A 26,705-nucleotide genomic window follows, 5' to 3' on the forward strand; every position below is an offset into this window, starting at 1 on the left:
AAAAAAGGCAAGCATCGCTGTCATCGGCAACATCTCTAGCCAGACAAAGCCCACCACGGGCACAACCCCTGGGTATCGACTTGCTACAAGATAGCCACAAGGAACGACATCACCAACGCGACAGCTACTCATCCTCAATAAACCAGGTTTCAACGGCGGAGTTCATCAAATCGGTATCTTCAGGATTATCTGTGATAACGTCGAATCCTTTAGGCTCCACACCTAAATCAGCAACAAGAAGTGCAAGCTTTACTCCTGTGGAATCGCGCTCTACAAAGCCTGCGCATCTTCCTCGACGATAAACAAGCTCAGTCGCAACGTATCCATCGGCGCCCAGAACTTTTGCAAACGCTTCCACGATGAAATCAAGGGATGCGCTGGCTACATATATGGGCTGCGCAGCTCTTTTTCTTTCTCGTATCGCATCAAGTACATCTTCTCGCGGATGCTCTCGCAATATTTTTACCGCGTATTTTTCTGCCCATTGCCTCAATTCCTCCTGATCCAACCCCCTTAACAGCAATATCAGAAGAGCTCGTTGTTGTCCTGCAAGTAATCGAGAGAGAAATACACCTCCCGCACGAGACAGAATCAGGGCAGCCAACCGTTTTCGCCAACCGGGAAACCATTCTGACCTGAGAAAACCGTGCGTCGTATTCTGTTTGACAATGGTTCCGCACAGATCGACAACAAGTGGGTTATGCGACATCGCATTCAGCTACAACAACCAAGTTCAACCCCAAAGGCAGACGTAAGCCTTCCGCCCCATACTCACCTATTGCCTCTAAGCGACGCCAAAACCTGAAAAATGAACGAAGCATAAGGCGAATGATACCGAATGGGCTCGAAAATGCCGTGGTATCATCATCTCCAACATGCTTCACGCGAAACCCAGCAATCGCAAGCTCAAGAGATAGCACGTTTGCGCTATAGCTGCGCATATGCGTCGGATCGTTATACAACCAGTAGGTTGCGTAAGATGCTGCCGCATTAGGCACGGATATATAGATACGCCCACCTGGAGCCAATGCCTGCCGAGCAGCGACCAACAAACGCGCCACGTCTTCTTTTCCCATGTGTTCGAGCACGTCTTTTATGACCACCAGATCCACATTACGACATTGCCCAAGTTGCTCAGCGCTATCGTCGGCCTGTTCTACCGGCAACTTTAACGACTGACAGAATGATACCTGGCCCGCGTCGCAGTCGTAGCCTCGGACTTGCGTGTAGCCTTTTGACAGCAACCATTCGAGCAGCACCCCTGCCCCACAGCCGATATCAACAATATTAGCATTCCGGTTTTCCGGCAGAAACCGCCCCAAAGTCCGCTCAAAGGGCCCCCAATGGCTCTTCCGGCCATGTTCAGAGAGGTCATTTACACGCTTGTAGTGCTCAAAATAATCCACTTTCACATCCTGACATTGACTGCGTGCGCTAATATCAAGCTACTTTTTTGATATCAGCGGTTTGCGCAACATAAACATACACTGCATAAAAAGCAGCGTTAGGTACGCCGAGTATTTTGCTACCACTGCCGCAATTATACCGAGCTCGCCAAACAGCATAAAAACCGCGGCAGACACGAGGCATGCCAAGCCAATCGTGATTGCAGAAACCACCCCTTGATTTTGCATAACCAGCACCGTTCCCAGAAAGGCAACCATAGCATCAAGCAACACTGTCGGCGCCAGCCATTGCAATACCCTTCCCGCACCTGGAAACGCATCTCCGAAAACAACGCCCGTCATCCACGGGGCCACCAAAAACGTCACCACAGCAACTATTACACCATAACCCGAAAAAATCAGAAGATAGGGTATAACCGCAGTAAGTTCCTTGCCGGCCATACGTGCAAAATCGGGCGAAAAGTACTGCGTCAGTATCCATCCCAGAGCATACAGACTGAATATCAACCGAAATGGCGCCGCAAAATTCGCTGATTCCAGCTCACCCAGAAAGGCACCCGCCATGAGCACTTCAATAGAATGAAATAGCGTGTTTAACGCAAACGACACGGCCAATGCAACCGAGGAAGACCAGGCCAACTCAGACTGGACGTTTACTGAATGTTGGGCACGTTTCCGGTATCCACGAAGATCCTTCAAAAATAGCCAAGAGACGATCGCAAAAGAGCAGTATCCCACCATGATAATGAGAGCAAAGTAAGGAAGCTCTACATTGAGCCAAAAAGCCGCTAGGGCCAGCACTATAAGGAGCGCACCATACACACCGCGTGCGGCAGCCACCTTTCCCGTTCTACCCAAAGCCAGTAGAGCCCATTCCGTGGCAAAAAAATAAGGAAGATAGGCGAGAATCAGAAGCACCAAACCCTGAAATCCAACTACATCATCCGCCAACAATGCAGCACAGATAAGTGCGCCGGGCATTCCCACCAGCAGTACAGACAATAACCTTCGCAGTGTAACCGCACGCACGACATCGCGCGTGCTGGCCTCTGCCAAAGAAATCAGCCGAATTCCACTACTTCGAAACCCTAGATCGCCCAGAGACAGCAAAATCATGCTGGCAGTTTGCGACAAGACCACCAAACCCGCTTTATCAGCCGGTAACACTCGAGCAGCGACCGCCAGCACAACGACATTAGCCAGTTTCCAGAGCAAATCTCCCGCTGCAAAGCGCGCAATCTTTAACCCTCGGGAGAGCATCAGCCAATCTCCGGCGCGAACTTTCGCTTAAGGACTCCACCACTCAGCATTATCAAGATACCAACCAATGGTTTTGGCAATACCTTCCTCGAAACCGACTGTCACCCGAAATCCCAGATCCTTGCGGGTCTTTTCGGCATCAATTGCGTAGCGGCGATCGTGCCCCGCACGATCTTCGACAAAAACAATCTGATCATGGCAGGACTTACCCTGCGATGGCGCCGCGTTTGGAAAACGGCTCGAGAGGCCAGGATCGGAGTCAAATGCGTTATCCATCGCCGTACAGAGCACGTCAATCAACGCGAGGTTATCCCACTCATTGTGTCCTCCGATGTTGTACACCTCGCCAGCCACCCCCTTATTCAGCACTGCATCGATACCACGCGCGTGATCTTCCACATAAAGCCAGTCGCGAATATTTTTCCCGTCACCGTATACAGGAATTTTTCCGCCCGTCAGTAGTCGAGTGATGGCTAACGGTATAAGTTTTTCCGGGAAATGGTAAGGCCCGTAATTATTCGAGCAATTACTGGTGGTTACGTTCAAGCCATACGTATGATGATAGGCACGTACCAGATGGTCAGACGCTGCCTTACTCGCTGAATAGGGCGAATTCGGCTGATACTGGTGCGTTTCTGCAAATGCCGGGTCAGTGGGCCCAAGTGATCCGTAAACCTCGTCTGTACTAACATGATGGAAGCGATGGTCGATACCGTCTCCAGCCACCCAGACTGAGCGTGCGGCCTTTAGTAGCGAATGCGTACCCAAAACATTGGTTTCGATAAACGCATCCGGTCCCGTGATCGATCGATCAACGTGACTCTCCGCCGCAAAATGCACAATCGTATTCAGCTGGTGATCGCGCAAAATCTGCTCCACTAACGGAGTATCGTTGATATCACCATGTACAAAATGAAACCCTTCTGTATTTTCCACCGCTGCAAGATTTGCACGGTTTCCTGCGTAGGTAAGTGCATCAAGCACAACAATCTCATCTGCCGGGTAGGCTTTCTTCCAGTAATGGACGAAATTACAGCCAATAAAACCTGCGCCCCCGGTCACCAGCATTTTTCTTGTCATCAAATAATCAACCCTTAACTTTCATGAAATACAAATACGTGCAACTAACTACAGCTTTGTCAGCTGCTCTTCGAGGGCATCCTGCCAATGAATCGCGGGAAAACCGACCGCCACGCGAAGCGGAGCACTGTTCAACACACTGTAGGCCGGACGCCTAGCCGGAGTGGGGTAGTCTTCGGTTCTAAGTGGCTTTATAGCGACGGTCGAAGTCAATAGTTGGTGCTGTTTGGCACCACGATAAATGGCGCATGCAAAGTCATACCACGATGCTGCTCCTGCATCGGTGTAATGCCACACACCGTTGAGCCGCTTCTGCAATACTCTCCAGATAACATTCGCCAGATTGTCTGCCGAAGTCGGCGTTCCTATTTGATCTGCAACAACCCCCAGTTCGTCTCGCTCGGCCATCAACCGGAGCATTGTACTCATGAAATTCGCCGAGCCCGCTCGGTAAACCCATGCGGTACGAACAATCGCCGCTTGCGGACACTCGGCCAGTATTAGTCGCTCGCCTTGAAACTTTGTCTCGCCATACACACCCAAGGGGCTACACATTGCATCACTTTCATAAGGCCGCGATGCGCTGCCATCAAACACAAAGTCTGTCGACACGTGAACGAAAGGACACCCGAGATCGCGCGCGGCACCAGCTATTTCACCAACAGCAATAACATTCAGCCGCTCCGCATTTTCTCTTTCACTCTCAGCTTTATCGACCGCCGTGTAAGCACTGGCATTGATAACGGCATCAGGGGAAAATTCCACAATCATCGACCGTATACGACTGGTCTCATGGAGATCGAGTTCTTCTCTGCCCCAGGCAACAGCTTCAATACCTGCCGGGATACTACCCATCAGTGCCTGAGCAAGCTGGCCACTGCGACCAAGTATCAACACCCGCATCAAACAAACACCTCTGCGTCGGCCAATGTCTGGCCTGCCCTGTCCTTGTCAGAGAGGATGGGGGAAGCCGCATCAACCAACGGCCAATCGATACCAATTTCCGGATCGTTCCAGAGCAAGCTCCGCTCGTACTCCGGCGAGTAGTAGTCGGTGCATTTGTAGACAAAGTCAGCCGTTTCTGACAGCACATAGAATCCATGCGCAAAACCCGGCGGCACCCAGAATTGCCGATGATTGCTGCCAGATAGAGTAACTCCATACCACTGACCAAACGTTGCTGATTGACGGCGTAGGTCTACCGCCACATCAAACACCTCACCCTCAGTTACTCGAACTAACTTACCCTGAGGGTTCTGAATCTGGTAGTGCAGGCCCCGTAGAATTCCTTGTCGGGATCGACTGTGGTTGTCCTGAACAAATACCCCAGCCACACCAGCTTCTTCATAGCGTCCGGCTTGCCAGGTTTCCATAAAGAATCCCCGCTCATCCCCGAATACCTTTGGCTCGATCACCAATAAACCATCAATAGGCGTTTTTATGACATTCATGACGGAGTTCCCGGCTGAACAATTTTCAGGAGATAGTCACCATAGCCACTTTTCCTCGTTTGCTCTGCAATTTCCAGCAACTGATCTGTGTCTATGTAGCCCTTGCGCCAAGCAATTTCCTCAGGGCAACAGACCTTCAACCCCTGACGAGCCTCCACCACACGTACGAAGTTAGCCGCGTCCAGCAGGCTCTCATGGGTACCTGTATCCAGCCAAGCTGTGCCGCGCGGCATGAAATGCACCCGGAGATCTCCCTCGCCAAGATAGGTATTGTTTACGTCGGTGATTTCCAGCTCACCCCGAGGTGAAGGACGAATCGATTTGGCAATATCGATCACTCGATTATCGTAAAAATAGAGCCCCGTGACCGCATAATTGGACTTCGGCGACACTGGCTTTTCTTCTATGCTAGTAACAACGCCATCACTGTCGCAGGCAACCACACCGTATCGCTCCGGATCATCTACATAATAACCAAACACCTCGGCGCCCGATTCACTTTCGCTGGCTTTTTCCAGCTGTCGACCAAAGCCGCTGCCGTGAAATATGTTGTCTCCAAGGATCAGAGATACCGAATCACCGCCAATAAATGACTCCCCAATAATAAAAGCCTGCGCCAGGCCATCCGGGCTGGGCTGGGCTGCATATTCGATATTGATACCCCATTGAGAGCCATCACCCAGCAAATGTTCAAACTGAGCCAGATCATGGGGTGTCGTAATCAACAGGATATCCCGAATACCTGCCAACATCAGAGTTGACAAGGGGTAAAAGATCATCGGCTTGTCATAAACCGGCATTAATTGCTTGCTGACAGCCCGAGTCAATGGATACAACCGGGTACCACTGCCCCCCGCCAAAATAATTCCTTTACGCATTCCCCAACCTATTCAACGACTAATGATTAAAAAAGCACTAAATGATAAAATCAGGGTATTATCTCGAATTAAGCGCGTGTTGTCTGCCCCAAGGCTAGGGCTGGCGAGGCTGAAGCAGAAACGAAACACATGGATCACTGAATGCCGCTGGAAAATAATAACAAGCCTCTGGTCACTGTAGTGATATCTGCCTACAACCATGCAGCGTTTGTCAGCTCTTGTGTCCACAGCGCTTTACGGCAGACATACCCCAACATTGAAGTTCTCACTTACGATGACGGCTCAAGCGACACTACGGCAGACATCCTTAACGCACTGTCAGATCAGCATGGCTTCGCATTCACCGCACAAGCAAATCGCGGACTCAGCAAAACGCTTAACCATGCGCTGGGTGTCGCCAAGGGGAAATATTTTTGTCCCGTCGGCTCTGACGACATCATGATGCTTGACAAAACAGAAAAGCAGGTTGCCTTCATGGAAGCCAACCCAGGCGTGGCTGTGTGTGGCGGCAACTCTCTATTGATCGATGAAAAAGGTGAGCTGTGCAGCAAGAGGCAGCGGTTTCACCCCGCCAGAGATTTAACATTCAGCGATCTATTCGAAAATACAACCCCGGGGTTTATTTCACCAACAGCGATGATTCGAACCGACGTGCTCAAGGCTGCAGGCGGCTATCGCGAAGATATCCCATTAGAAGATCTGTACCTCTGGCTGAAACTGGCATCGCTTGGACATCGCATTCACGCAATCAATGACGTTCTACTGTACTACCGGAAGCACCCAAACAATACATACAAAAATGTCGGGTACATGTTTCACAGCATTCATAATACGCTAAGCGAATACCAGCAGTACCCTAGCTACAACAAGGTCTTAAAAAGACATAAAAACAGCTTACTCCTCAGCGCAGCCAAACAGGGAGATAAGCAGGGTGCACGGGATATCCTCCAATCACTCAGCTATCGCGACATCAACCTAAAGACACTGCGCGCACTTACAAGGCTATACCTGAAAATTAACTAACGCCCACCATCTGCCATTCTTTCAGGTAGAGCTTCTCGGGCACGCCCGACTGCGTCAACACCCACTGGTCGGGCGCATAGGTTTTGCCTTCTCCTAAGCAGCCAGCCCACCAACTAAAAGAACTATTGGCCATCACCAAATGGCTCGCCTGGGCCATCATTACCAGATCTGAATACGGATCGTCCAATCGCCCGGAAAATACACGAGCACCTTTTAGCGCCTCTAACCCCAAGTAGGAAACCGGATCTTTGTCATCCGAAAAAATATAAAACTGGTAATCGGACGTTCGATCACCGCATATCTGCCTGATCGCACGTCGGTAATAATCCCGCAGATCAACACCGTGTACAGCCGCTGCCGAAGGAAGCGATACATAGTCGCCTAAACGAACATGCAGTGCGACAGCCCTTGGATCCTTCAATTCACGCAGCAGTGAAGCATCACAGCGAGCACGCCCCTCCAAAAACAGACGCACTGCGGCAATTATGTCGCTATCAGCGTTGCGCCAATAGGCTGGAGACTGCCAATAACCCCTGAAGTATTGCGCGCGCGAGGCGTGCGCCACGGGGTCGAACCCCATCACTTTCTCTTTATATTCACGCGCCCTGAACATTGGAATTCTTACGCGCGACAATACATTATCAAGATGGCGCCGACCACCTTTTGCGCGATAGACCGCGCGCTGATCCTCATAAAGTATTCTTGCCGGTTCAACGAGCGGAGCGAGCTCAAACCCGGTATGATCGCTGCACGTAGCGTAATGAGACGCGTCCAACCATAGCTCACCACCAAGCCATTTGGCCTTGGCGATACCAAAGGCGTATTGGAAAAGCTGATTTCCCAACCCACCCATCACCCGGACAACGACATCACGCGACGTCGGCTTACTCCCCACCGCCATCACCGACGCCCCACACCATATTTAAAACCATAACGCACATTCTGAAGTGGGCCTGCACCCAGCCTAAAAGCTGTTTTCATATCATAGCGATGTGTTTTGGCTGACTTCTGAAAGAGTCGTCGCCAGAATTCATAGACGGCACGACTATCACCACTGCGCCTTTTAAGTTCGGCATAAAGAGTGGCCAACCACCAACTGTAATTCCGAAATTCGTCGACGTTATCGATCGGCAAAGCACGAAATGCCTTAGTGTGACACTCCACCGTTGTGGGGTCGAATAACCCCATTTCACGCACCACCGAAGTCAGTGCGCGCTCACACCCCTCATATAGCTGGCTCAGATTCCGCGTTGTGTTTTGCTGTGCGTGAATACGGTACTGAACCAATGCCTCAGGGTGCACACCAAAACACGCATCTCGACGCAACGCTAATCGCAACCAAAGTGCATAATCTTGCGCGTGAGCACAATCGGACGGATATCGCATATCCCCAAGCCAGTTGCGATCTATCAACACCGACGGGTTGGCTATCGGGTTTTTCCAGACAAAGAGTTGATGAACAATATCAGCATGCGACGTCGGGAAGTCGCTGACACCACTGCGCTCCCCCACATGCTCAATTTGAGAACCGACAAGGGTAAGCCGCCTGGCATCGGCGAGCTCAAGCTGCTTTTGAAGTCGATCAGGCCTGCTCACATCGTCAGCATCAAGCATCGCAACCCAAGGCGAATCTGCACGATCAATCCCTTCATTGGGGGTCGCCACAATACCTTTATTGGGGCGACTGATTATCTGAACTCTTGCGTCACCTTTTGCAGCCCGCTCAATTTCACACAATGTATCGTCGTTGGAACCGTCATCAATTACAATCAGCGTCAGATCACGCATAGACTGCGCCAAAACCGAAGTTACCGCCGCACCAACGTACTGTCCGGCGTTATACGCAGGGATAATGACACTAACTTTAGGCATCCGCCCAACCCGCCAAGAACGAAGCCACTAGCCTTGTCTCTTAACCAATGCACTGTACTTTTCGCCGAAGAGAGCTGGCGAAAAGCGCTCTCGCGTCATTGATTCGAGTGAAGAGCCCAATGCATCCCGATTTTCTGCCGTAAGCCCAACCATAGCCTCTAGCTGCCGCGCAAGGGCTGTTGCGTTTCCCTGCTCGAATACAAATGAATACTGATAAGGCAATGCATCGATCAACGGTGGAATATCCGAGCAAACCACCGGGCGAGCAGCCGCCATCGCTTCCAATAACGCAATAGGTGATCCTTCAGTCTTTGAGGTCATAACAAAACAATCGAAGGCTCTCAGATAACGGTAAGCCTTGGCCATATACCCTGAAAATATGACCTGCCCGGAGATGCCCAACCCTGCGGCGAGCGCCTGCAATGCCTGGCGCTCTTTACCATCCCCCACCATGGCCAGCACGGCGCCCGGTATGTTTGCTGCGGCAAAGCCTCTCACCAGCGTTTCGTAATCTTTTTCAGAAGACATACGACCAATCGTGCCAACAACCACCGCCCCAGGCGCCAACCCCAAAGCGCGACGTGCAACGTCACGGTCAAGCAAGCCTTCGGCCAATTCATCCGCGTCGATACAGTTCTCAACGACATCAATCGAGCCTAATTCGGGCGGCAACTGTGGTTCTAGATGTCTCGCGGAGTCGCTGGACACAGCAATCACACGCCAGCCTGCAATGCGGCCACGCTCAATGAATTTAAACAAGGCTGGAAGTTTGGTCTTTTTTATCCGCACACGACCATGGACAACCAATATGAACTTCCCATCAAGCGACAGGCTTCTTTGCAGATCCATCAACAGGTTCGCAGACAACAATCCATCGGCAATAATACAGTCGTAATCACCCTGTTCCAGGCGCCGTCGCAGTCTGGAGCGAAGCACACGGTATCCGATAGGATGCTTGCGAGGGCGCCGTAAAGCATCAAAATCACGCACCAGCGGTGCGCCGAAATCCTTGTGCGGCACACCAGAAAGAAGAAGGCTTTCAACAATGATGCCTTTAACCCTCAACTGTTGTTCGATATGCATGTGCACATGATGGATGGACGCCGACGCTTCGCCAGAATTGCTTATCAGGTTAAGTACAGGCATTCCAATCTCACCAAAACACGGCGCAACCGGGCCGTGCGCTGTCTATCATGATTATAATAAAGCTGTATAATTTCCAGAGACGCGATCACTGAAAATATCGTTTTTCAAACCCCAAATCCGTTGGCTGTCGCGCTGTAAACCCTTACTTGGCAATGACTTTACTAAGTCCGTTAGGGCAATACAGACACTAGTCTATCCCAATCAAGCCCCATGCGCACCTTGAGATAAACCATGTCCAACCCAGCACAATCAGCAACACCAAAGATCTTACTGGTCGGCCAGCAGGACAGAGATATTGATTTCTCCTGGCTGTATCAACACGTCGAAAGCCTGGACTACGTGGTGGTTGAAACACTCAACAAAAAATCCATCAAGGCACTGCCAAGCACATTAAAACGACTAAACCACTCACACTATGACCGAGTCATTCTTGACCTGCCTTTTGCCAAAGTAGTCCGATTTACGCAATTTCTGCAGACGATCAACGGTCTGATAGTTTTTGAGGAAGATGCCTGCCAGAATTTTCTACCCGAATCACGATGGCACGGTGCATTCGCAACTTACTACAAGAGCCTGCCAAATGCCCAGATTATAGTAACAGGCCATGGCACCGCCAAAAGGCTTGCAGCACAAGGCATTGCCAGCCGCGTCATTCCGAAAGGTTTTGACCAATCAGTGTTGCGCAATGACGGCAGTCGCAGGGATATTGAGCTCGGCTTTATTGGACGAACCCGATCGGCCGTCTACAGCCAACGACGCGCGCTACTGGACGCTGTAGACAAGGCGATTGGGGTAAAGCTGCTACGAACCGAATCGCGCGCCGAATACAACAGCGCTTTAAACCGAATCCAGATGTTCCTGAGCGCAGACATGGGTATTGGCGAATATATGGCCAAAAACTTTGAAGCCATGGCCTGCGGCTGCACCGTTATTGCAAGCAAACAGGGCGATGGCGAAGAATCGGCACTGGGCTTTTCCGACATGGAAAACATCGTCTTGTACGAATCCGCTGAGGAAGCGATTGATAAAATAAGACAACTCCAAAAACAACCCGAACTCGCCGCAAAAATCGCCGCGGCAGGTGAACAGCACGTGCGCAACAATTTCTCACACCAGCATATTGCAGACCAACTTATCGCGCTCGCTAGAGCGCCCTTCACCGCTGCCACAGCTCGAAAACCCACATGGATTGAACGCTTATCGCTGCGTTAGAACTCAGGCTTTGGCTTTAATCAGACACTGGAGGTACTTTGCTACGTACTCTGGCTTGCGTACACACGCGCGCCAGTCTGCGGCAAACGCCAGGCGGAAATACTCAACTGCTTCCTTGTATCGACCAGCGCGCTTACAAATGCGAAATACAGACAAGGCCCTTCTGGCCCGGTAAGCCGGTTTATGTCGAATAAAAGCAGCCGGCAACTTAGCACGGTCAAAAACCTCATCGACCAGTAGCAAACCCACCGTCAACGCGGTATCCGCATTGTGACGCATGCTACCCGCGTGCTTATAGATTCTGGTTGTCGGGTGCTGCAACGCCACCGCATCAAAGTTCGCTAAACACTGAGCGAATACGGGAATATCTTCTGTCTGTCGCAACGCTGGATTGTAGCTGACCAGCGCAAATACAGAGCGCTTCATCGCCACCGCACCGTTGCTGATAGACAATCGCTTGTACAGGTAAGCAAGGAAGCGTCGCTCTGCATCACTAGCGATGTCCGCCATCCGCCCCCGCTCCTCCCGACCATCGGGAAATACCGACACTGTCGGTGCAATCAAAAGCCCGGCATCAGGGTATTGATCAGCCGCCGCCCGGAAACACGCCAGCGCATCAGAAAGAAACTCGTCGTCAGCATCAAGGAAAATCAGATACTCACCCTGCGCCAATTCCACTCCCCGATTTCGAACAGCGGCAAGCCCGGCATTTTCCTGCGATATCGCGCGCAATGCCGGAAACCGCCTCGACAGCTCGGCAAGTACTTCGGGGGTGTTGTCTGTAGACCCATCGTCAATCACCAGCACTTCATAATCATCACCCGGCTGAGTACAGGCTGACTCCACTGCCCGCGCCAGCACGGCGCCGTAGTTATAAGCTGGAATAACGACCGAAAACCGCATTATTGCTCGCCTGCGAGCAGAGCTCGAAACCGCGATTCCATCGCCGGATGGGCATACCAGTTACGCAAGAACCGCGTGCGATCCTTGTCTTTACACTGACGAAACTGGGATTTGGAGCGCACCGCATGCAGCACATCCAGATCAATCAATTCCACACCGCGCTCGGTCACCAGGAAATTGCGCGCTTTGAAATCACCATGACATAGCTGCAGCTCTTCCATGACCCGGAAAATATCGCGCACATCGTCCAGCTCACGCTGGGTCGGCTCGCGCCGCTGATAGGCATCGAGCATCTCCTCTCCCCCCGCATCTGCGGTCACCAGGTAGGATACGCCGCGCACCGGCCCACGCCGCTGCTCCATCAGCAGAAGCGGTGCAGGTGTTTTTAATCCCGCCATTTGCAACAGATGGGCCGCCCGCCAGGCATTACTCGCCCGCGTCTCTCGAAACAGGCGCCGCAGCCTGTGACTGGTGCTTTTAATATTGTAGCGTTTGATGACCACCGATTGACCAGCAAGCTGAGCGCGCACCACCGTCGCACTGTTGCCGTCCTTGAGCATCTCAGCCTTGGCCATCACACTGTCAGGAGCGGCGCGAAATTGCGCAACCCAGCTCTCATCCAGTCCGCGCTTGGCAGCGACAAACCAGCCACCGCGCTGCTCCACCGCAACCTCAGTGCAATTGCGAAATACCTTAGCGAGATACTTTTCAGCACGTTTCCACCAGATACTCTGACTGGCCTCATCCAGCTGTTCCCTGGCCCGTTCCGGTTTGAGCGAGAGCGGCAGCGCCAGATAGGGACTCTCCAGCAGCGCCTGTCGCTCCAGCCACGGGAACTGAGCGATAAAAGCAGCCAGGTTGCCCACACACTGCTCACCATTCAATGGCTTTTCTTGCGCCTGTAGCGAGGCGTTATCAATAACGTGTAATTTGCCATTTGCCAACAGGAAGTTGTCAAAGTGAATATCGGTCTGACAAATCCCATTGCGATGCATACTGGCCAACAGCTCGAATGCAGCGGCGAGAAAGGCTGCACGCTTTTCGCCCTGCAATCCTGCTGACAAAGGCTCAACGGGGTCGAGCTTTTGGTAAATAACGGCGCTCAAGCCCGTATCCATCTCGCCAGACCACAAGAGTTCCGGCGTCGGGATGTCGGCTTTCTGCAGCGCGGCATAACCTGTGATTTCTGCCGTCTGCTCTTTACGTGCCTGCGGCAAAAAGAGCTTGGCGACAACGGGCTTTTTACCCCAGCGCCCCGCCAAGGTAACGCGCTTGCCGGGCAATAAACGCAGACAAGTATCAAACACCAGTGGCTGGTGCTCCAGTTCTGCGGTTATCGGTAGCGGAAGCTCCCATTCATTGGCTTCCAGCACTTTGCGTATCTGTTCTATCACTGCCAATTCTCCAGCAGTTCAGCGGCCCGCGCTGGCATATCATAAATATCGGCGTTATGGGCGAAGGTAAGTCCGCGTGCACGCCACGTATCACCATTTTCAGACAACACCCGGCGCAAAGCTTCGTCGAGATCAGCCTGTACAACCGGATTAGGCACTACCTCGCCCATTCGTTCTCGCGTCACATAAGCGGCGTAACCACAGGCGTTCGTCGTAACTACTGGCAAGCCAGCCACCATCGCTTCCAACAATACCGTCCCGGTGTTCTCACGGTAAGCCGGATGCAGCAGCACATCGGCAGCCCACAAATATTCACTCACATTGTTTACGCCACCGAGAAAGGTCACTTGGGACGCAATGCCAAGGTTACGAGCGAGCGCTTCGAATTTTTCCGCTTTGTCCTTGCCCAGTATCAACATCCGGGTCGTCTGCCCCGCCTGTAATTGCGAGGCCAGCGCACGCAACGCCCGATCAAGACCCTTGGTACGAAAACCGCTACCCACAAACAGTATAATGCGCTCCGCATCACCCCATCCCTGGGCCGCACGAAAGGCTGCACGACGCTCTGCGTAATCTGAAGGCATCACCCGATCGCGCCGAATTCCCGGGGGCAGCAGACGCATTCGTGTCTCGGGTGTGCCGTAGTATTGCTTAAACACCGCCATTTCTGGCTCAGAAATCAACAACACTCGCGTGGTTGCCGTCGCCGCAAAAACACCCGCCTCCATACGCTGATAACTGCGCGCACGCGGCAAAAAACGATACAGGAAACCGCGTTCTTCGTGTATTTTGGCCGCGAAGCAGCTGTCCGCCGCGTAGTAAAAGTCCAATCCCGGCATTTTATTGAAGCCCACCACCTTATCCAGAGTGCGGGACTTAATCGCCCCAGGCAGCGCCTGTGCAAAAGCGGCATCGCGGGCATGATTACTCACGCCGCTCACCGGAACGGTAACAACATCGATATCGGCCGGTTTTTCTCCTTCCCAACCGCCGCAGAATACGGTCACGCGATGCCCACGCGCCATGCAGGCGCGGGCAATCGCCAACATGTCGCGCTGCAAGCCTCCAAACGGAAAGTACTTGAACAGCGCGAAGCCGAAATGCATCAGACTTGCTCCGCTAGCAGGTTTTCCACCGCCGCCCACACCCGGCGCGGGGTCAGCGAGGTCATCACAACGGGATCAGTGGCGGCCAGGTCACCGCGCGGGAATTCTCCGGCCAGCAGATGTTTCTGGTTGGCGCCATAAGTACCAACCAGATCTGGTGAGGTAGGCCCATAAAGCGCCACTGTCGGTACATTTAATGCCGCCGCCAGATGTCCGAGGCCGGTATCTACCGACACAACAAAGCTGGCCTTCTGCAGCTCAGCCGCCACACCCTGCAGATTCAGCTTTGGCAGCGCTTTGGCCTTATCCGACACTTGCGCAATCCGCAACGCTCGCTCGCGTTCAGCTTCGCTGCCCCAGGGCAGACGCACCTCATAACCGGCGCTCGTTACCTGCTTGCACAACTCCAGCCAATAAGGCTCTGGCCAGTGCTTATCGTGCCGCGACGTGCCATGCAGGAAAATAACGTAGGGATCACGCTCACCACCGAGTTTGAACTTCTGGGTGTCAATCGCATAATCACCCCGGGTATTTGGCTTTTCGTAGCCCAGCGCCTGAGCGAATAACTGTCGAGTCCGCTCCACTGCATGCTGCTCACGAGGAATATGGTATTTGCGATGATAGAACCAGGCTGCCACCTTCTCGCGCACTGTGGCACTGTCCATGCCAGCGCGCGGCGCTTTAACCAGGCGCATCAGCACAGCGCTTTTCAGCAGCCCTTGTGCGTCAATCACCAGATCGTAGTTTTCCTTACGCATCTGGCCTTTAAACGCCTTCCATTCAATACCACTAAGCGCCGCCATGGGGGACTTGCGCCAACGCCGAATGGCCACTGGGATCACTTTGCCAACAGCCGGATGCCACCCTGGCACTTCGGCAAAACCCTCTTCCACCACCCAGTCGAACACAATGCCGGGAATGGCGGCGCTTGCGTCCGTCAACGCAGGCAGGGTGTGTATCACGTCGCCCATCGACGACGTTTTAATCAACAGTACTCTCATTGTTCCGCGTCTGTCAGTGTCGCCAGCGAACGGATTACCCGCTCGGGCTCCAAATCCACCAGACATTTCATATGGCCCAAGGGGCATTCGCGCTTGAAGCAGGGGCCGCAGTCTACCGGAATCTGTTCTATGGCCACCCGCTCAGCCAATGGCGGGGTAAAGCCCGGCGAGGTGGAACCGTAAACCACAACCAGCGGACGACCCAAGGCGGCGGCAATATGCATCAACCCCGAATCGTTAGACACCACTGCGGTTACCTGCGAGAGAATATCAATGGCCTGGCCCAGCGAGGTTTTGCCGCAGAAATTATGGCAGCGAGCGCTAGCGGTCGGTGGCAACGCTGACCGGATTCGTTCAGCCACTTCTGAGTCCTTACCCGACCCCATCAAGACAACCTGCCAACCTTGATCCAGATAGTGACCTGCCACTCTGGCATAGTGCTTGTCTGGCCAACGCTTGGCAGGGCCAAACTCGGCACCCGGACACAACGCCAGAGTTGGGCCTTCCAAGCCTTTCTCCGCAAACAGCTTTTGCGCTGCCTTGTGATTAACCGCCAGCGCTGGATGAGGAATCGGATCCGGCAACAGCTCACCTTTCGCCAATCCCAGCGCCACAAAGCGCTCTATCATCAGCGGATACTTCTGCTTGTCCAGCACCCGCACATCATTGAGCAGGCCGTAACGCATTTCACCGCGCCATCCGGTGCGCTGAGGAATAGAAGCAAAAAAAGGAATCAGGGCAGACTTGAGGGAATTCGGCAAGACGATTGCTTGATCATAGCCTTGCGAAGCAAGGTCTTTACCCAGCCGCCGCCGAGTGCCCAACTGCAGCTGACCGTGCCCCAACGGCATGGTCAGCCCGCGGCGAACCTCGGGCATCCGGGTAAGCAATGGCTTACTCCACTCGGGCGCGAGCACGTCAATTTCGCACTCGGCATCCCGCTGACGCAGCACCTTGAACAGGGTCTGCGCCATCACCATGTCCCCCACCCAGGAGGGACCAATTATCAGAATGCGGCGATGAGCCATGTCGCTGTGCGAATCCCTTAATCGGCGACCGGGGCCAGCCACTCTTGGTGTGCAGGCGAACGGCCTTTGACGGCGTCAAAATAGGCACTTTGCAATTTCTCGGTGATCGGGCCACGTTTTCCCTCACCGATACGGCGACCATCGAGCGACTGTATCGGCAACACTTCCGCCGCAGTACCGGTGAAAAAGGCTTCATCGGCAATGTACACTTCATCGCGGGTGATGCGCTTTTCAATGATCTCGAAACCGTGGTCTTCGGCCAGCGCAAACAAGGTATTGCGGGTAATCCCGTCGAGGCAGCTGGTCAGCTCGGGCGTATACAGCTTGCCTTCGCGCACAATGAAAATATTCTCACCGGAGCCTTCCGCAACGTAGCCTTCGTTATCCAGCAGCAGGGCCTCTTCACAGCCACTTTGCAGAGCTTCCTGCAGGGCCAGCATCGAGTTGATGTAGTGACCGTTGGCCTTAGCCTTACACATGGAGATATTGACGTGGTGCCTGGTATACGACGAGGTGCGCACCTTGATGCCATTTACCTTCGCTTCGGGCGACATATAAGCCGGCCAATGCCAAGCGGCAACAATCACGTGCGTTTTCAGATTGTCTGCGCGCAACCCCATGCCTTCAGAGCCATAAAAGGCCATGGGACGCAGGTAGGCCTCTTCAAGCCCATTCTCACGCACAACAGCTTTCTGGGCGGCATTCAGATCATCCTTCGAGAACGGCAGCTGCATGTTCAGAATATGGGCTGAACGGAACAGGCGATCAGTGTGCTCTTTGAGACGAAAAATTGCCGTGTCATGGCTGTCGGTATGGTAGGCGCGCACACCTTCAAACACCCCGAGACCATAGTGCAGGGTATGAGTAAGCACATGCACTTTGGCTTCACGCCAGGGCACCAATTCACCATCAAACCAAATCACGCCATCGCGATCAGCCATGGACATTGCTGTAACTCCTTCAGAAAATTAACGGGCTGGTTACCGATCTAAAAATCTATTGTTTGTCAGTGTCGCCGGGCGTCATCCACTGCTGCCACTGTGCCATCACAACCCGGCGATGATCGGCCACCTCCGCAGCAGGCGCCAAACCTTTTTCCTCTTGCAGACTTGAACGGTGAACAAAACTGCGGAAGGTCTTGTAGGCATCAATCAGCGCCAGTGCCTGCATTTCATCCAGCAAACCTTCGGCCTGCAGTGATTCGAGAATCCGGATATTGTCGGTATACCGCGTTAATGACGGATACCGATGCGCCTGGGCGAGAACCGCATATTGCACCATAAATTCAATATCAACGATACCTCCCAGCCCCTGTTTCAGCTCGAACTGGCCATTTTTTTCTCCGCTGCCGCCACTGGCCAGATGCGTACGCATGCGCTCGCGCATTTCCACTACCTCGCCACACAGAGCTGCCTCATCGCGGGCTTTGCCAAGTACCGAAGCCCGCAGCGCCTCAAACTGACGCGCCAGCGACGTACCGCCCGCCACCACTCGCGCTCTGACCACCGCCTGATGCTCCCAGGTCCAGGCTGTGTTTTCCTGATAATCAGCAAAGGCTTTGACCGAGGTTACCAACAGCCCCGAATCACCTGACGGCCGCAGACGCATATCCACTTCATACAACTGACCCAAACCGGTATTGGCGGTAAGAATGTGAATCATGCGCTGGCCCAGACGGGTGAAAAACGTAGCACCGTCTACCGCCCGCTTGCCCTCGGTTACGTCGGTACTGCTAACGTCATGAATAAACACCAAATCCAGATCCGAGCCATAACCCAGCTCCAATCCGCCCAATTTGCCATAGGCCACGACGATAAACGGCACGTCGTCAGAACTGACGCCCGGCAGATCACCGTGACGCGCGCGCAGATCCTGCCAGGCCAGCTGCAACACATAACCCAGCACCACTTCCGCGATATAGGAAAGGTAATCACTGACTTTCATCAAGGGCAGAGTGCCGACGATTTCCGAGGCCGCCACCCGCAACACATGAGCCAGTTTAAAATAGCGCAGCGCCTCCATCAGCGCTTCCTGATCATCCTCTGGAATGCGCAACATCTGCTGCCGCAGGTCGCTGTAGAGCCCCTCCTGATCAGGAACTGAATACAGGCTGTCCTCGTTGAGCAGCTCGTCGAGCAGTACCGGGTTACGCGCCAGGAGTCGCGAGATCCAGGGGCTGGCATCGCAAAGCCGCACCAGACGACTTAATGCTCCGGGGTTTTCAATCAGCAGCACAAGATAGGCCGTGCGCCGCAAGACGGCTTCCACCAGTGGCAGAATACGCAGATAGCAACGGCCCGGTAGCTCGGCGTCGGTGCAGGCATCGAGCAGACGCGGCAAGAAGTCGTACAGGCGCTCGCGACCAATGCTCTGCATACGCTTGACCGTGCCGCCTTCCAGCATCGCCTGAGTCAAGCGCGCCACCTCTTCGGCCTCGTCATAACCGGCGTCGCGCAGCTCCTCCAACAGCGCCGCATCGTCGGCGCTGTGCAGCAGGTCCTCCCAAGGGCGCTCCGACAATTCAATTTCATCGCTTTTTTCAGGGTCTGCAATCACCGCCTCAAAATGTTCGGCTACGCGCTCACGATGGCTATTCAGCGCGGCGTAATAGCGCTGCCAGTCACCGTCAAAACCCATCACCCAGGCCAGCGCCACTCGCTCCTTCTTCTCTCTCGGCAGCTGCTGCGTCTGGCGGTCGAGCCATGCCTGAATGGCATGCTCGGTATCGCGTAGGAACAGGTTGGCAGCTTTGAGCTCCTTTACGGCTTCCAGCGGCAGCTGCTCGAGTGCCAACAGCTCGTCTAACACCTTGGTCAAACTGCGCTCCTGCAGGCCCAGTTCACGACCCCCGCGCACCAGCTGAAAGGCCTGGGCGATAAATTCAATCTCTCGAATACCGCCACCGCCCAACTTGATATTGTCCTGTAGCTGTCGACGCTTCACCTCGCGACGGATCATGCCCTTCATCTCACGCAAGGCGTCTATCACCGAAAAGTCCACATAGCGGCGATAGACAAAAGGCGCGAGATCTCTCAACAGGTCGGCGCCCGCCTCCTGATCACCGGCCACCACACGCGCCTTGATCATGGCGTAGCGCTCCCACTCCCGCCCCTGATCCTGGTAGTACTCTTCCATGGCGTCAAAATTGATAACCAGCGGCCCGCTTTGGCCGTAGGGCCGCAGCCGCATATCCACCCGAAAGACAAAACCATCGGCGGTACGCTGATCGAGGCTGGCTATAATCCGCTGCCCCAATTTGATAAAAAACTGCTGATTATCCACCTGCCGAGCACCGCCGACGGTTTCGCCAGACGCCGGGTAGGTAAAGATCAGATCGATATCCGATGACAGGTTCAGCTCGCGGGCACCAAGCTTGCCCATACCGACAACCACCAGCTGCTGGGGCACACCGTCGCGGCTGTGCGGCTCACCCAGTTCGGCGGCCAACTCGCGGTGATGAAAATCCAAGGCAGCTTGCAAACAGGTTTCCGCCAGCCGCGACAGATCGCCAGTGGTACCGTGAGTATCCGCCAGGCGATTCAGGTCTCGCCAGACAATACGCAGCCACTGCCGATTGCGAAAGCGGCGCAGGTTGCGATCAAGCTCGTCTGCCGAGGAACAAGCCGCCTCATCGAAGGTGAGTGCATAGTCACTGGCCTCCAGCGCACCCGTTTCGGCCATCTCTCGAAACGCTTGTGGCTGCTGACGCAAAAGCTCAAAGAATGCCTGCGAACACGCCAGCATTTTGATCAGCCGGGGGCCAAAAAGCGCGTCACCAGCTTGCGCTTCGTACCAGGCACGCGTGCTGTCATCACAGCTTGCCAGCAACTGCTCCCAATTGCGCTTGGCATCCAGACGCAGTGCCTCCGGCACCGTTTCCATCAGACTATCACCCATATGTCAGGACCCGCTGTGGGCCGCAGGAGCCACCCGCATCACTTCCGTCACGGTGGTTTCCCCCGCCGCCACTTTCTGCGCGCCGCTGAGACGCAGCGTTTTCATACCGCTCTTGACCGCAGCCTGACGGATGCCAGACAGGTTCATGTCGCCGGATACCAGCTCCTTCACCTCGTCGTCCATGGTCAGCACCTCGTAGATACCCTGCCGTCCATAGAATCCCGTATTGCGACACTCCAGGCAGCCTTCCGCCACATAAAACTGTTTTGGCGATTCTGCGCGCCAAGGCGCAATCAATTGCTGCCAGCCGGCCTCATCCGTGGGCGCCGGCTTTTTGCAATGGGGGCACAACGTTCTCACCAGCCGCTGGGCCATTACACCGAGCACGGTCGCCTTCAGCAGATAAGCGGGCACGTCCAGCTCTAACAGTCGCGTAATAGCGCTGGGCGCATCGTTGGTATGCAGGGTCGCAATCACCAGATGGCCCGTTAGTGCGGCCTGCACCGCCATCTCTGCAGTCTCCTGATCGCGGATTTCGCCGATCATGATGATGTCCGGATCCTGCCGCAGCAGCGCACGAACACCCGAGGCGAAGGTGAGGCCAATCTGGGAATGCACCTGCATCTGATTAAAGGCGCCCTCGACCATTTCTATCGGGTCCTCTATGGTGCAGACATTCACATCCGAGGTAGCCACCTGCTTAAGGCTGGAGTAAAGCGTGGTGGTCTTACCGGAGCCCGTCGGACCAGTCACCAAGACAATACCGTTAGGCTGATTGATCATGGTTTGCCAGCGCTTGAGATCCTCACCCCGCAGCCCCAGCTGATCAAAGCTGCGTAACAGCACCTCAGGGTCAAAAATCCGCATCACCATCTTTTCGCCGAACGCAGTCGGCAGGGTCGACAGGCGCAGCTCTATTTCGCCACCGGCCGGATTTTTAGTCTTCAGACGACCATCCTGCGGACGGCGCTTTTCTGCCAGGTCCATCCGCCCCAGAATCTTCAGACGACTGACCACCGCCGCCATTACGCCAGCCGGCATTTCATAGACATTGTAGAGAGCACCGTCAATGCGAAAGCGCACATTGCCAATGTCCCGGCGCGGCTCGATATGAATGTCACTCGCTCGCTGGTCAAACGCATACTGCAGTAGCCAGTCGACAATTTTGACCACATGACCGTCGTTGGCATCCAGATCCTTGGCAGCGCCCATCTGCAGCAGCTGCTCCAAGTTGGCAACGCTGGATTCCTTGCGCTCAGCGCCCTTTACTCCCATGACCGATTTGGAAAGGGTATAAAACTCCACCGTATAACGGGCAATATCAGTGGGCTTGGTCAACACCTTGCGGATGGGTTTGCGCAACGTCGGCGCCAGGTTGGCTTCCCAGGTGGCCTCGAAGGGGTCACAGACGCCGACGACCACTTCCTGATCGGTAACATCGAGCGCCAGAATGTTGTATCGCTGAGCAAAAGCGTAAGACATAACTTCGGTGATTGTCGGCACATCGATCTTCAGCGGGTCGATATGCCGAAACTCCATCTGGCAGTGATCCGCCAGCCACTGGGTCAGGAATTCTTCCGTCAATTGCTTACCCGGACGCTTGAGGTGCTCCAGCTCGAAGTTAGCAATATGCTCGATGGGGCTGACCGGCTTGCCGTCGCGCTTGGACGTAAAATGCGGGATGCGGCGGAAGTCAGCTACAGAAATATGCCCTTCCTGCTCCAGCCGATTCAGCAGCCCCTTGACAGTCAGGGGGCCAGAAAGTGGGTTCGCCGTAGTCTGCATAGAAAATTTCCGCAATTTTCGCATCATTATCACAGTCAGCAGGCCATAATTACCAGAGGTCATACAGGCCGCCTGACCCGAGCATCTCAAGAAATGTCGACTGTTACAATTTTGTGACAAGTCAGTATACTGGCGGCCTCGCAAAGCAGGAGAGCACAATGGCTGGAAACCCTCTCACGAATCTGTTCGGAAAATCACCGATCGCACCGATCCAGCAGCATATGACCAGTACCAGAGACTGCGCCCAGCTGCTGACCCAGTTTATGGACGCCGCCGTCGCCGGCGACTGGGATCAGGCAAAAACTCACCAGAAGGCCATCGCCAAGCTCGAGAACGAAGCGGACAAGCTCAAGAAGCAGGTTCGCCTGCAGCTGCCCAAGAGCCTGTTCCTTCCCGTGCCACGCTCGGACTTGCTTGATTTGGTGGGGGTGCAGGACCACATTGCCAACCTCGCCAAGGACATCGCTGGGCTGATGCTCGGGCGCCAGATGGAAATTCCCGCCAAACTGGTTGAGCTGATGGGGGAATATCTCAAGCTCGCCATCGACACGGTTAATCAGGCTCACCGCGCCATAGACGAGCTGGATGAGCTGCTCGAGAGCGGTTTTCGCGGCCGCGAGGTGGATTTCGTCGAATCACTGATTAACGAACTCGACAAGCTGGAACACGAGAACGACAAGGCTCAGGTCAAGATCCGCGCCGTGCTGTTCAAACTGGAGGCCGAGCTGCCACCAGTGAACGTAATGTTCCTCTATAAAATTATTGACTGGGTCGGAGAGCTCGCCAACGAGGCGCAAAAAGTAGGTTCACGCCTGCAAATTCTTCTCGCCCGCTAAATGCATTTTTAAGTACTCGGGGATAACACATGTCTGTTATTGCAGAACACGGTCAGATATTGCTCATTCTGGCCTGTCTTTTCGGCTTCTTCATGGCCTGGGGTGTAGGCGCTAACGATGTCGCCAATGCCATGGGCACCTCGGTCGGCTCCAAAGCCCTGACCATTAAACAGGCGATTCTCGTCGCCATGGTCTTCGAATTCTGCGGCGCCTATCTGGCGGGCGGGGAGGTCACCTCCACGATCCGCAAAGGCATCATTGATTCCTCCATCTTGGCCGACACGCCGGAGCTATTGGTCTACGGCATGATGTCGTCTCTGCTGGCCGCCGGCACCTGGCTGTTAATAGCCTCCATTATGGGCTGGCCTGTCTCCACCACCCACTCCATCGTGGGCGCATTGGTGGGTTTTGCCGCTGTCGGCATCAGCGTTGACGCCGTATCTTGGGGCAAGGTGGGTCAGATAGCCGCTAGCTGGGTAGTTTCGCCGCTTCTGGCGGGCACCATATCCTTCCTGCTATTTATGAGCGCCCAGCGCTTGATTCTCGACGCGCCCGAACCCTTTAAAGCCGCCAAAAAATACATCCCGTTTTACATGTTTGCCGTCGGCTTTATCATTGCCATGGTCACCATGGTCAAAGGCCTCAAACACATCGGGTTGGGCTTGAGCTTTCAGGAATGTCTGGGCTACGCAGCCCTCGTCGGCCTTGCCGTCATGGGGCTGGGCTACGCGCTTCTGAGCAGAATCAAAGAAGACCCCATTCAAGGGAATTTCCGCTTTGCCAACGTCGAGCGCGTGTTTGCGGTTCTGATGATATTCACCGCCTGCGCCATGGCCTTTGCCCATGGGTCAAACGACGTCGCCAATGCCGTTGGCCCGCTGGCGGCTGTAGTAAGCGTTATTGCCTCCGGCGGTGAAGTAGCCGCCAAATCACCCCTGCCTTGGTGGGTACTGCTGCTTGGTGGCGGCGGTATCGTTGTAGGTCTGGCCACCTACGGCTTTAAAGTCATCGCCACGGTAGGCAAGAAAATCACCGAGCTTACTCCCAGTCGCGGTTTTGCAGCCGAACTGGGCGCGGCCACCACCGTGGTACTGGCCTCGGCCACAGGCCTGCCGATCTCTACCACACACACCTTGGTGGGCGCGATCCTCGGGGTGGGTCTTGCGCGTGGCATCGCCGCACTAAACCTGCGCGTGATTGGCAATATCTTCCTGTCTTGGCTGATCACCCTGCCTGCGGGCGCAGGCCTGGCCATTGTCTTTTTCTTCTTCTTCAAGGGTGTGTTCAGCTAGCCCGTGAACATCCCGGATCTCAAAACCCAGCTGGCAGAGCTGATTGCACTACCCTCCATCAGCTCTGCCTCGCCCCGTCACGACATGGGCAACCTGGCCGTTATTGAAAGGCTGGCACAATGGCTGGAAACGCTCGGCTTCGCAGTGCGCATACTGCCCCTACCCGACAACCCCAACAAAGCCAATCTGTTAGCCACTCTGGGAACTGGGCCCGGCGGCCTAGTGCTGGCCGGACATACCGATACGGTGCCGTGTGACGAACAGCTTTGGGACAGCAGCCCCTTCACCCTCAGTGAGCGAGAAAATCGCTTTTATGGTTTGGGTGCTACGGACATGAAAGGCTTTTTCCCGATTGCGATTGAGGCCGCACGTACCTTCCTCGATACCCCCCTAAAACAGCCATTGATGATTCTGGCCACCGCTGACGAAGAAAGCTCCATGGCCGGCGCGCGAGCATTGGCCAGCCAGGGGTTTCCCAAAGCGCGCTATGCAGTTATTGGTGAACCCACTGGCCTGCGACCCATCCGCATGCACAAAGGCATCATGATGGAAGCCGTGCGTCTGCAGGGACGATCCGGGCACTCTTCAGACCCAGCCCTGGGGCGATCCGCCCTGGACGCCATGCACGACGTCATGACCGAGCTGGTGAATCTACGCAAGGCATTGCAAAGTCGCTACCAGCACAGCGGCTTCACCCTGCCCACGCCGACCCTGAATCTGGGGTGCATCCACGGTGGCGACAACCCAAACCGCATCTGCGGCCAGTGCGAACTACAGTTTGATCTGCGCGGCGTGCCCGGCATGCACAACGACGAGTTGCGCCAGCAAATTCGGCAGCGACTGCAACCCATTGCCGACCTCCACCAGGTCAACTTTGAGCTGGTAGACCTTATGCCCGGTATCGAACCCTTTGAACAAGATGCCGATAGCGATCTGGTGAAAGCAGCCGAGCAGCTTAGTGGCCATCAGGCGGATGCGGTTGCCTTCGGAACCGAGGCTGGCTTTATGCAGCAACTCGGCATGGAAACCATCGTCATGGGCCCCGGCTCCATCGACGTGGCGCACCAACCCAATGAGTACCTGGCCCATGAGCAGATTGTACCGGCAGTGGAGCTGCTGCGCGGCCTGATCAAGCGATTCTGCCTTTAGCACGCACAGCACACACCGATAGCTCAGCCCTAAAACTCTCGCACCCGGAACCAACCCGCAATACTGTAGCGCCGCCGCACCGCAGGCCTGACTTCATGCGGGAAGCGCTCACTGAAAAACAGCACCAAGCGCCCCATTACCGGCGCGATATTCTCGATAGGGTCGCTATCAAAGTCGCGATACAGCGCCAGCTCGCCGCCCCAGCTATCCTGCCAACGGGGATTCAGGTACAGCACAGTGGAAAGGATTCGGTTAGTGTTACCGGCAAAGGCATCCAGATGTTTTTTGTAAAAGGCTCCTTTTCCGTAGCGCGCAAAATGACACTCGAAATCAAATAGACCCAAGAACAAACGCCGGTTCAACTCCAAGCGCAAGTATTCCATCCAATGCAAATACGCAGATTCGGCGGGATAATCGTGGCTGAGCCAGTGAATGGTGTCGGTACGCAGTTTGCTGTTTAAGCGAAAGCTGTCGTCGCGCCCAATACCGGCGCGCCTGAACGCTGCACTGCTGCGCGGCCCGGTGCGCTCATATAAAGCCCACAACAATTCATCAGGCACGCCGGCATCGACCACGCAATAGCCGTCACGCACCAGGGCGCCGGCAATGGCATCAACGTAGTCGGAAAACTCCCCCGCAGGTATGGCGGTCACGGCAGGCACTCAAAAAAGGACGGCGCTTTTTACGGCAAAAGGCACCCACTGTCACGCCTTTTTTGCAAGGCCGGATTCACATAGTTTACGCGCTTTACCTGTGAAAGATTCACCGGGGAATTGTGGTTTGCCCCTATAGGGGAAAGGGGGGCAATGTTATACTGTGCCACGACCCTGGGATATTCGTCAGACCGCTAGATCCCTGAGCCGATGCTTTAAACCACGGCTGTTTCCAGCCGCTGCTGTTGTGCATGCCCGCGCGAACGGGAAGCCTGATGCAACGCGGAAACCGCCACCTTGAACCCCTGGGTTCAAGGGTCACGCGGCCAACGG

At 54.6% G+C, this 26,705-nt stretch carries 24 protein-coding genes and 1 other RNA gene; 6 read left to right on the forward strand and 19 right to left on the reverse strand.

All coding sequences use genetic code 11. The features are described 5' to 3' along the window. Window positions 1-124: 124 nt before the first annotated feature. The 7 genes from ABYP39_RS06510 to rfbA all read right to left on the reverse strand — a co-directional run bounded on the left by ABYP39_RS06510 (window position 125) and on the right by rfbA (window position 6,075). Window positions 125-709 carry an HAD family hydrolase gene (locus tag ABYP39_RS06510; protein WP_372764332.1) on the reverse strand — a complete coding sequence of 195 codons (585 nt, stop codon included), beginning with the start codon at window positions 707-709 and terminating at the stop codon, window positions 125-127. Further along, complete coding sequence (locus ABYP39_RS06515; RefSeq protein ID WP_372781682.1) at window positions 699-1,406, reverse strand: class I SAM-dependent methyltransferase; 708 nt, start codon at window positions 1,404-1,406, stop codon at window positions 699-701. The genes ABYP39_RS06510 and ABYP39_RS06515 overlap by 11 nt, the downstream gene beginning before the upstream one ends. 39 nt (window positions 1,407-1,445) lie before the next feature. Then, window positions 1,446-2,573: a lipopolysaccharide biosynthesis protein gene (locus tag ABYP39_RS06520; RefSeq protein WP_372781684.1), complete on the reverse strand. Its 1,128-nt coding sequence runs from the start codon at window positions 2,571-2,573 to the stop codon at window positions 1,446-1,448. Between the two features lie 120 nt (window positions 2,574-2,693). Further along, complete coding sequence (gene rfbB, locus ABYP39_RS06525) at window positions 2,694-3,746, reverse strand: dTDP-glucose 4,6-dehydratase (RefSeq protein ID WP_372781686.1); 1,053 nt, start codon at window positions 3,744-3,746, stop codon at window positions 2,694-2,696. A gap of 48 nt (window positions 3,747-3,794) precedes the next feature. Next, a complete protein-coding gene (gene rfbD / locus ABYP39_RS06530) occupies window positions 3,795-4,649 on the reverse strand; it encodes a dTDP-4-dehydrorhamnose reductase (RefSeq protein WP_372750083.1) in 855 nt (284 codons plus the stop codon). After that, the gene (gene rfbC, locus ABYP39_RS06535; RefSeq protein WP_372764327.1) at window positions 4,649-5,197 is read right to left on the reverse strand and encodes a dTDP-4-dehydrorhamnose 3,5-epimerase; all 549 of its coding nucleotides are present in this window, start codon (window positions 5,195-5,197) and stop codon (window positions 4,649-4,651) included. Before rfbC ends, rfbD begins: the two co-directional genes overlap by 1 nt. After that, complete coding sequence (gene rfbA / locus ABYP39_RS06540; protein WP_372781688.1) at window positions 5,194-6,075, reverse strand: glucose-1-phosphate thymidylyltransferase RfbA; 882 nt, start codon at window positions 6,073-6,075, stop codon at window positions 5,194-5,196. The genes rfbC and rfbA overlap by 4 nt, the downstream gene beginning before the upstream one ends. A gap of 141 nt (window positions 6,076-6,216) precedes the next feature. On the opposite strand from rfbA, the gene ABYP39_RS06545 reads away from it, so the two are divergent. Further along, window positions 6,217-7,098, forward strand: a complete 882-nt coding sequence (locus ABYP39_RS06545; protein ID WP_372759498.1) for a glycosyltransferase family 2 protein — start codon at window positions 6,217-6,219, stop codon at window positions 7,096-7,098. Here ABYP39_RS06545 and ABYP39_RS06550 read toward each other — a convergent pair. From ABYP39_RS06550 to ABYP39_RS06560, 3 genes are read right to left on the reverse strand one after another with little or no spacing between them, the layout of a single operon-like run. After that, entirely contained in the window at window positions 7,091-7,993 is a 903-nt protein-coding gene (locus ABYP39_RS06550) for an alpha-1,2-fucosyltransferase (RefSeq protein ID WP_372781690.1), read from the reverse strand. The two genes, ABYP39_RS06545 and ABYP39_RS06550, sit on opposite strands and share 8 nt — an antisense overlap. A gap of 5 nt (window positions 7,994-7,998) precedes the next feature. Further along, complete coding sequence (locus ABYP39_RS06555; protein ID WP_372763817.1) at window positions 7,999-8,970, reverse strand: glycosyltransferase family 2 protein; 972 nt, start codon at window positions 8,968-8,970, stop codon at window positions 7,999-8,001. 27 nt (window positions 8,971-8,997) lie between these two features. Continuing rightward, entirely contained in the window at window positions 8,998-10,053 is a 1,056-nt protein-coding gene (locus tag ABYP39_RS06560) for a glycosyltransferase (protein WP_372781692.1), read from the reverse strand. 294 nt (window positions 10,054-10,347) lie between these two features. On the opposite strand from ABYP39_RS06560, the gene ABYP39_RS06565 reads away from it, so the two are divergent. Continuing rightward, window positions 10,348-11,328: a glycosyltransferase gene (locus tag ABYP39_RS06565; RefSeq protein ID WP_372759975.1), complete on the forward strand. Its 981-nt coding sequence runs from the start codon at window positions 10,348-10,350 to the stop codon at window positions 11,326-11,328. A gap of 3 nt (window positions 11,329-11,331) precedes the next feature. Here the strand turns inward: ABYP39_RS06565 and ABYP39_RS06570 are convergent, their stop codons facing one another. Genes ABYP39_RS06570 through ABYP39_RS06605 form a run of 8 tightly spaced genes read right to left on the reverse strand, consistent with a single transcriptional unit; the run spans window position 11,332 to window position 22,442 of the window. Next, the gene (locus ABYP39_RS06570; RefSeq protein ID WP_372747374.1) at window positions 11,332-12,231 is read right to left on the reverse strand and encodes a glycosyltransferase family 2 protein; all 900 of its coding nucleotides are present in this window, start codon (window positions 12,229-12,231) and stop codon (window positions 11,332-11,334) included. Then, the gene (locus ABYP39_RS06575; RefSeq protein WP_372758342.1) at window positions 12,231-13,625 is read right to left on the reverse strand and encodes a lipopolysaccharide kinase InaA family protein; all 1,395 of its coding nucleotides are present in this window, start codon (window positions 13,623-13,625) and stop codon (window positions 12,231-12,233) included. The genes ABYP39_RS06570 and ABYP39_RS06575 overlap by 1 nt, the downstream gene beginning before the upstream one ends. Next, window positions 13,622-14,731, reverse strand: coding sequence for a glycosyltransferase family 4 protein (locus tag ABYP39_RS06580; protein ID WP_372747372.1), 1,110 nt, complete (start codon window positions 14,729-14,731; stop codon window positions 13,622-13,624). Before ABYP39_RS06580 ends, ABYP39_RS06575 begins: the two co-directional genes overlap by 4 nt. Beyond that, on the reverse strand, window positions 14,731-15,732 hold the full coding sequence (gene rfaC / locus ABYP39_RS06585) for a lipopolysaccharide heptosyltransferase RfaC (RefSeq protein WP_372747371.1): 1,002 nt from the start codon (window positions 15,730-15,732) through the stop codon (window positions 14,731-14,733). The genes ABYP39_RS06580 and rfaC overlap by 1 nt, the downstream gene beginning before the upstream one ends. Then, window positions 15,729-16,760: a lipopolysaccharide heptosyltransferase II gene (gene waaF / locus ABYP39_RS06590; RefSeq protein WP_372758341.1), complete on the reverse strand. Its 1,032-nt coding sequence runs from the start codon at window positions 16,758-16,760 to the stop codon at window positions 15,729-15,731. The genes rfaC and waaF overlap by 4 nt, the downstream gene beginning before the upstream one ends. 17 nt (window positions 16,761-16,777) lie before the next feature. Further along, the gene (locus ABYP39_RS06595) at window positions 16,778-17,707 is read right to left on the reverse strand and encodes a branched-chain amino acid transaminase (RefSeq protein WP_372747369.1); all 930 of its coding nucleotides are present in this window, start codon (window positions 17,705-17,707) and stop codon (window positions 16,778-16,780) included. A gap of 49 nt (window positions 17,708-17,756) precedes the next feature. Then, a complete protein-coding gene (gene glnE, locus ABYP39_RS06600) occupies window positions 17,757-20,657 on the reverse strand; it encodes a bifunctional [glutamate--ammonia ligase]-adenylyl-L-tyrosine phosphorylase/[glutamate--ammonia-ligase] adenylyltransferase (RefSeq protein ID WP_372781694.1) in 2,901 nt (966 codons plus the stop codon). Between the two features lie 3 nt (window positions 20,658-20,660). Continuing rightward, window positions 20,661-22,442, reverse strand: coding sequence for a GspE/PulE family protein (locus ABYP39_RS06605; protein WP_372747367.1), 1,782 nt, complete (start codon window positions 22,440-22,442; stop codon window positions 20,661-20,663). Window positions 22,443-22,600: 158 nt separating this feature from the next. Between ABYP39_RS06605 and ABYP39_RS06610 the strand changes: the two genes are divergently transcribed. From ABYP39_RS06610 to argE, 3 genes are read left to right on the forward strand one after another with little or no spacing between them, the layout of a single operon-like run. Beyond that, window positions 22,601-23,278 (forward strand): TIGR00153 family protein, encoded by a 678-nt coding sequence (locus tag ABYP39_RS06610; protein ID WP_372747366.1) that lies wholly within the window; start codon window positions 22,601-22,603, stop codon window positions 23,276-23,278. Between the two features lie 29 nt (window positions 23,279-23,307). Next, complete coding sequence (locus ABYP39_RS06615) at window positions 23,308-24,570, forward strand: inorganic phosphate transporter (protein WP_372747365.1); 1,263 nt, start codon at window positions 23,308-23,310, stop codon at window positions 24,568-24,570. Between the two features lie 3 nt (window positions 24,571-24,573). Continuing rightward, window positions 24,574-25,719 (forward strand): acetylornithine deacetylase, encoded by a 1,146-nt coding sequence (gene argE, locus ABYP39_RS06620; RefSeq protein WP_372781696.1) that lies wholly within the window; start codon window positions 24,574-24,576, stop codon window positions 25,717-25,719. 29 nt (window positions 25,720-25,748) lie between these two features. Here argE and ABYP39_RS06625 read toward each other — a convergent pair whose 3' ends face one another. Next, window positions 25,749-26,372: a 2OG-Fe(II) oxygenase gene (locus ABYP39_RS06625; RefSeq protein WP_372747363.1), complete on the reverse strand. Its 624-nt coding sequence runs from the start codon at window positions 26,370-26,372 to the stop codon at window positions 25,749-25,751. 168 nt (window positions 26,373-26,540) lie between these two features. Here ABYP39_RS06625 and ssrS point away from each other — a divergent pair. Next, window positions 26,541-26,705, forward strand: a non-coding RNA gene (gene ssrS / locus ABYP39_RS06630) — 6S RNA; the annotation flags it as partial.

This window comes from Litorivivens sp. (assembly GCF_041625495.1).
In the GTDB taxonomy this organism is placed as follows: domain Bacteria; phylum Pseudomonadota; class Gammaproteobacteria; order Pseudomonadales; family Spongiibacteraceae; genus Litorivivens.

Coding starts and splice junctions, on each gene's coding strand:
- ABYP39_RS06510 (WP_372764332.1), bottom strand. CDS start 709: ATGTCGCATAACCCACTTGTTGTCGATCTGTGCGGAACCATTGTCAAA.
- rfbB (WP_372781686.1), bottom strand. CDS start 3,746: ATGACAAGAAAAATGCTGGTGACCGGGGGCGCAGGTTTTATTGGCTGT.
- rfbD (WP_372750083.1), bottom strand. CDS start 4,649: ATGCGGGTGTTGATACTTGGTCGCAGTGGCCAGCTTGCTCAGGCACTG.
- rfbC (WP_372764327.1), bottom strand. CDS start 5,197: ATGAATGTCATAAAAACGCCTATTGATGGTTTATTGGTGATCGAGCCA.
- rfbA (WP_372781688.1), bottom strand. CDS start 6,075: ATGCGTAAAGGAATTATTTTGGCGGGGGGCAGTGGTACCCGGTTGTAT.
- ABYP39_RS06545 (WP_372759498.1), top strand. CDS start 6,217: ATGCCGCTGGAAAATAATAACAAGCCTCTGGTCACTGTAGTGATATCT.
- ABYP39_RS06555 (WP_372763817.1), bottom strand. CDS start 8,970: ATGCCTAAAGTTAGTGTCATTATCCCTGCGTATAACGCCGGACAGTAC.
- ABYP39_RS06560 (WP_372781692.1), bottom strand. CDS start 10,053: ATGCATATCGAACAACAGTTGAGGGTTAAAGGCATCATTGTTGAAAGC.
- ABYP39_RS06565 (WP_372759975.1), top strand. CDS start 10,348: ATGTCCAACCCAGCACAATCAGCAACACCAAAGATCTTACTGGTCGGC.
- ABYP39_RS06570 (WP_372747374.1), bottom strand. CDS start 12,231: ATGCGGTTTTCGGTCGTTATTCCAGCTTATAACTACGGCGCCGTGCTG.
- ABYP39_RS06580 (WP_372747372.1), bottom strand. CDS start 14,731: ATGCATTTCGGCTTCGCGCTGTTCAAGTACTTTCCGTTTGGAGGCTTG.
- rfaC (WP_372747371.1), bottom strand. CDS start 15,732: ATGAGAGTACTGTTGATTAAAACGTCGTCGATGGGCGACGTGATACAC.
- waaF (WP_372758341.1), bottom strand. CDS start 16,760: ATGGCTCATCGCCGCATTCTGATAATTGGTCCCTCCTGGGTGGGGGAC.
- ABYP39_RS06595 (WP_372747369.1), bottom strand. CDS start 17,707: ATGTCCATGGCTGATCGCGATGGCGTGATTTGGTTTGATGGTGAATTG.
- glnE (WP_372781694.1), bottom strand. CDS start 20,657: ATGGGTGATAGTCTGATGGAAACGGTGCCGGAGGCACTGCGTCTGGAT.
- ABYP39_RS06605 (WP_372747367.1), bottom strand. CDS start 22,442: ATGCAGACTACGGCGAACCCACTTTCTGGCCCCCTGACTGTCAAGGGG.
- ABYP39_RS06610 (WP_372747366.1), top strand. CDS start 22,601: ATGGCTGGAAACCCTCTCACGAATCTGTTCGGAAAATCACCGATCGCA.
- ABYP39_RS06615 (WP_372747365.1), top strand. CDS start 23,308: ATGTCTGTTATTGCAGAACACGGTCAGATATTGCTCATTCTGGCCTGT.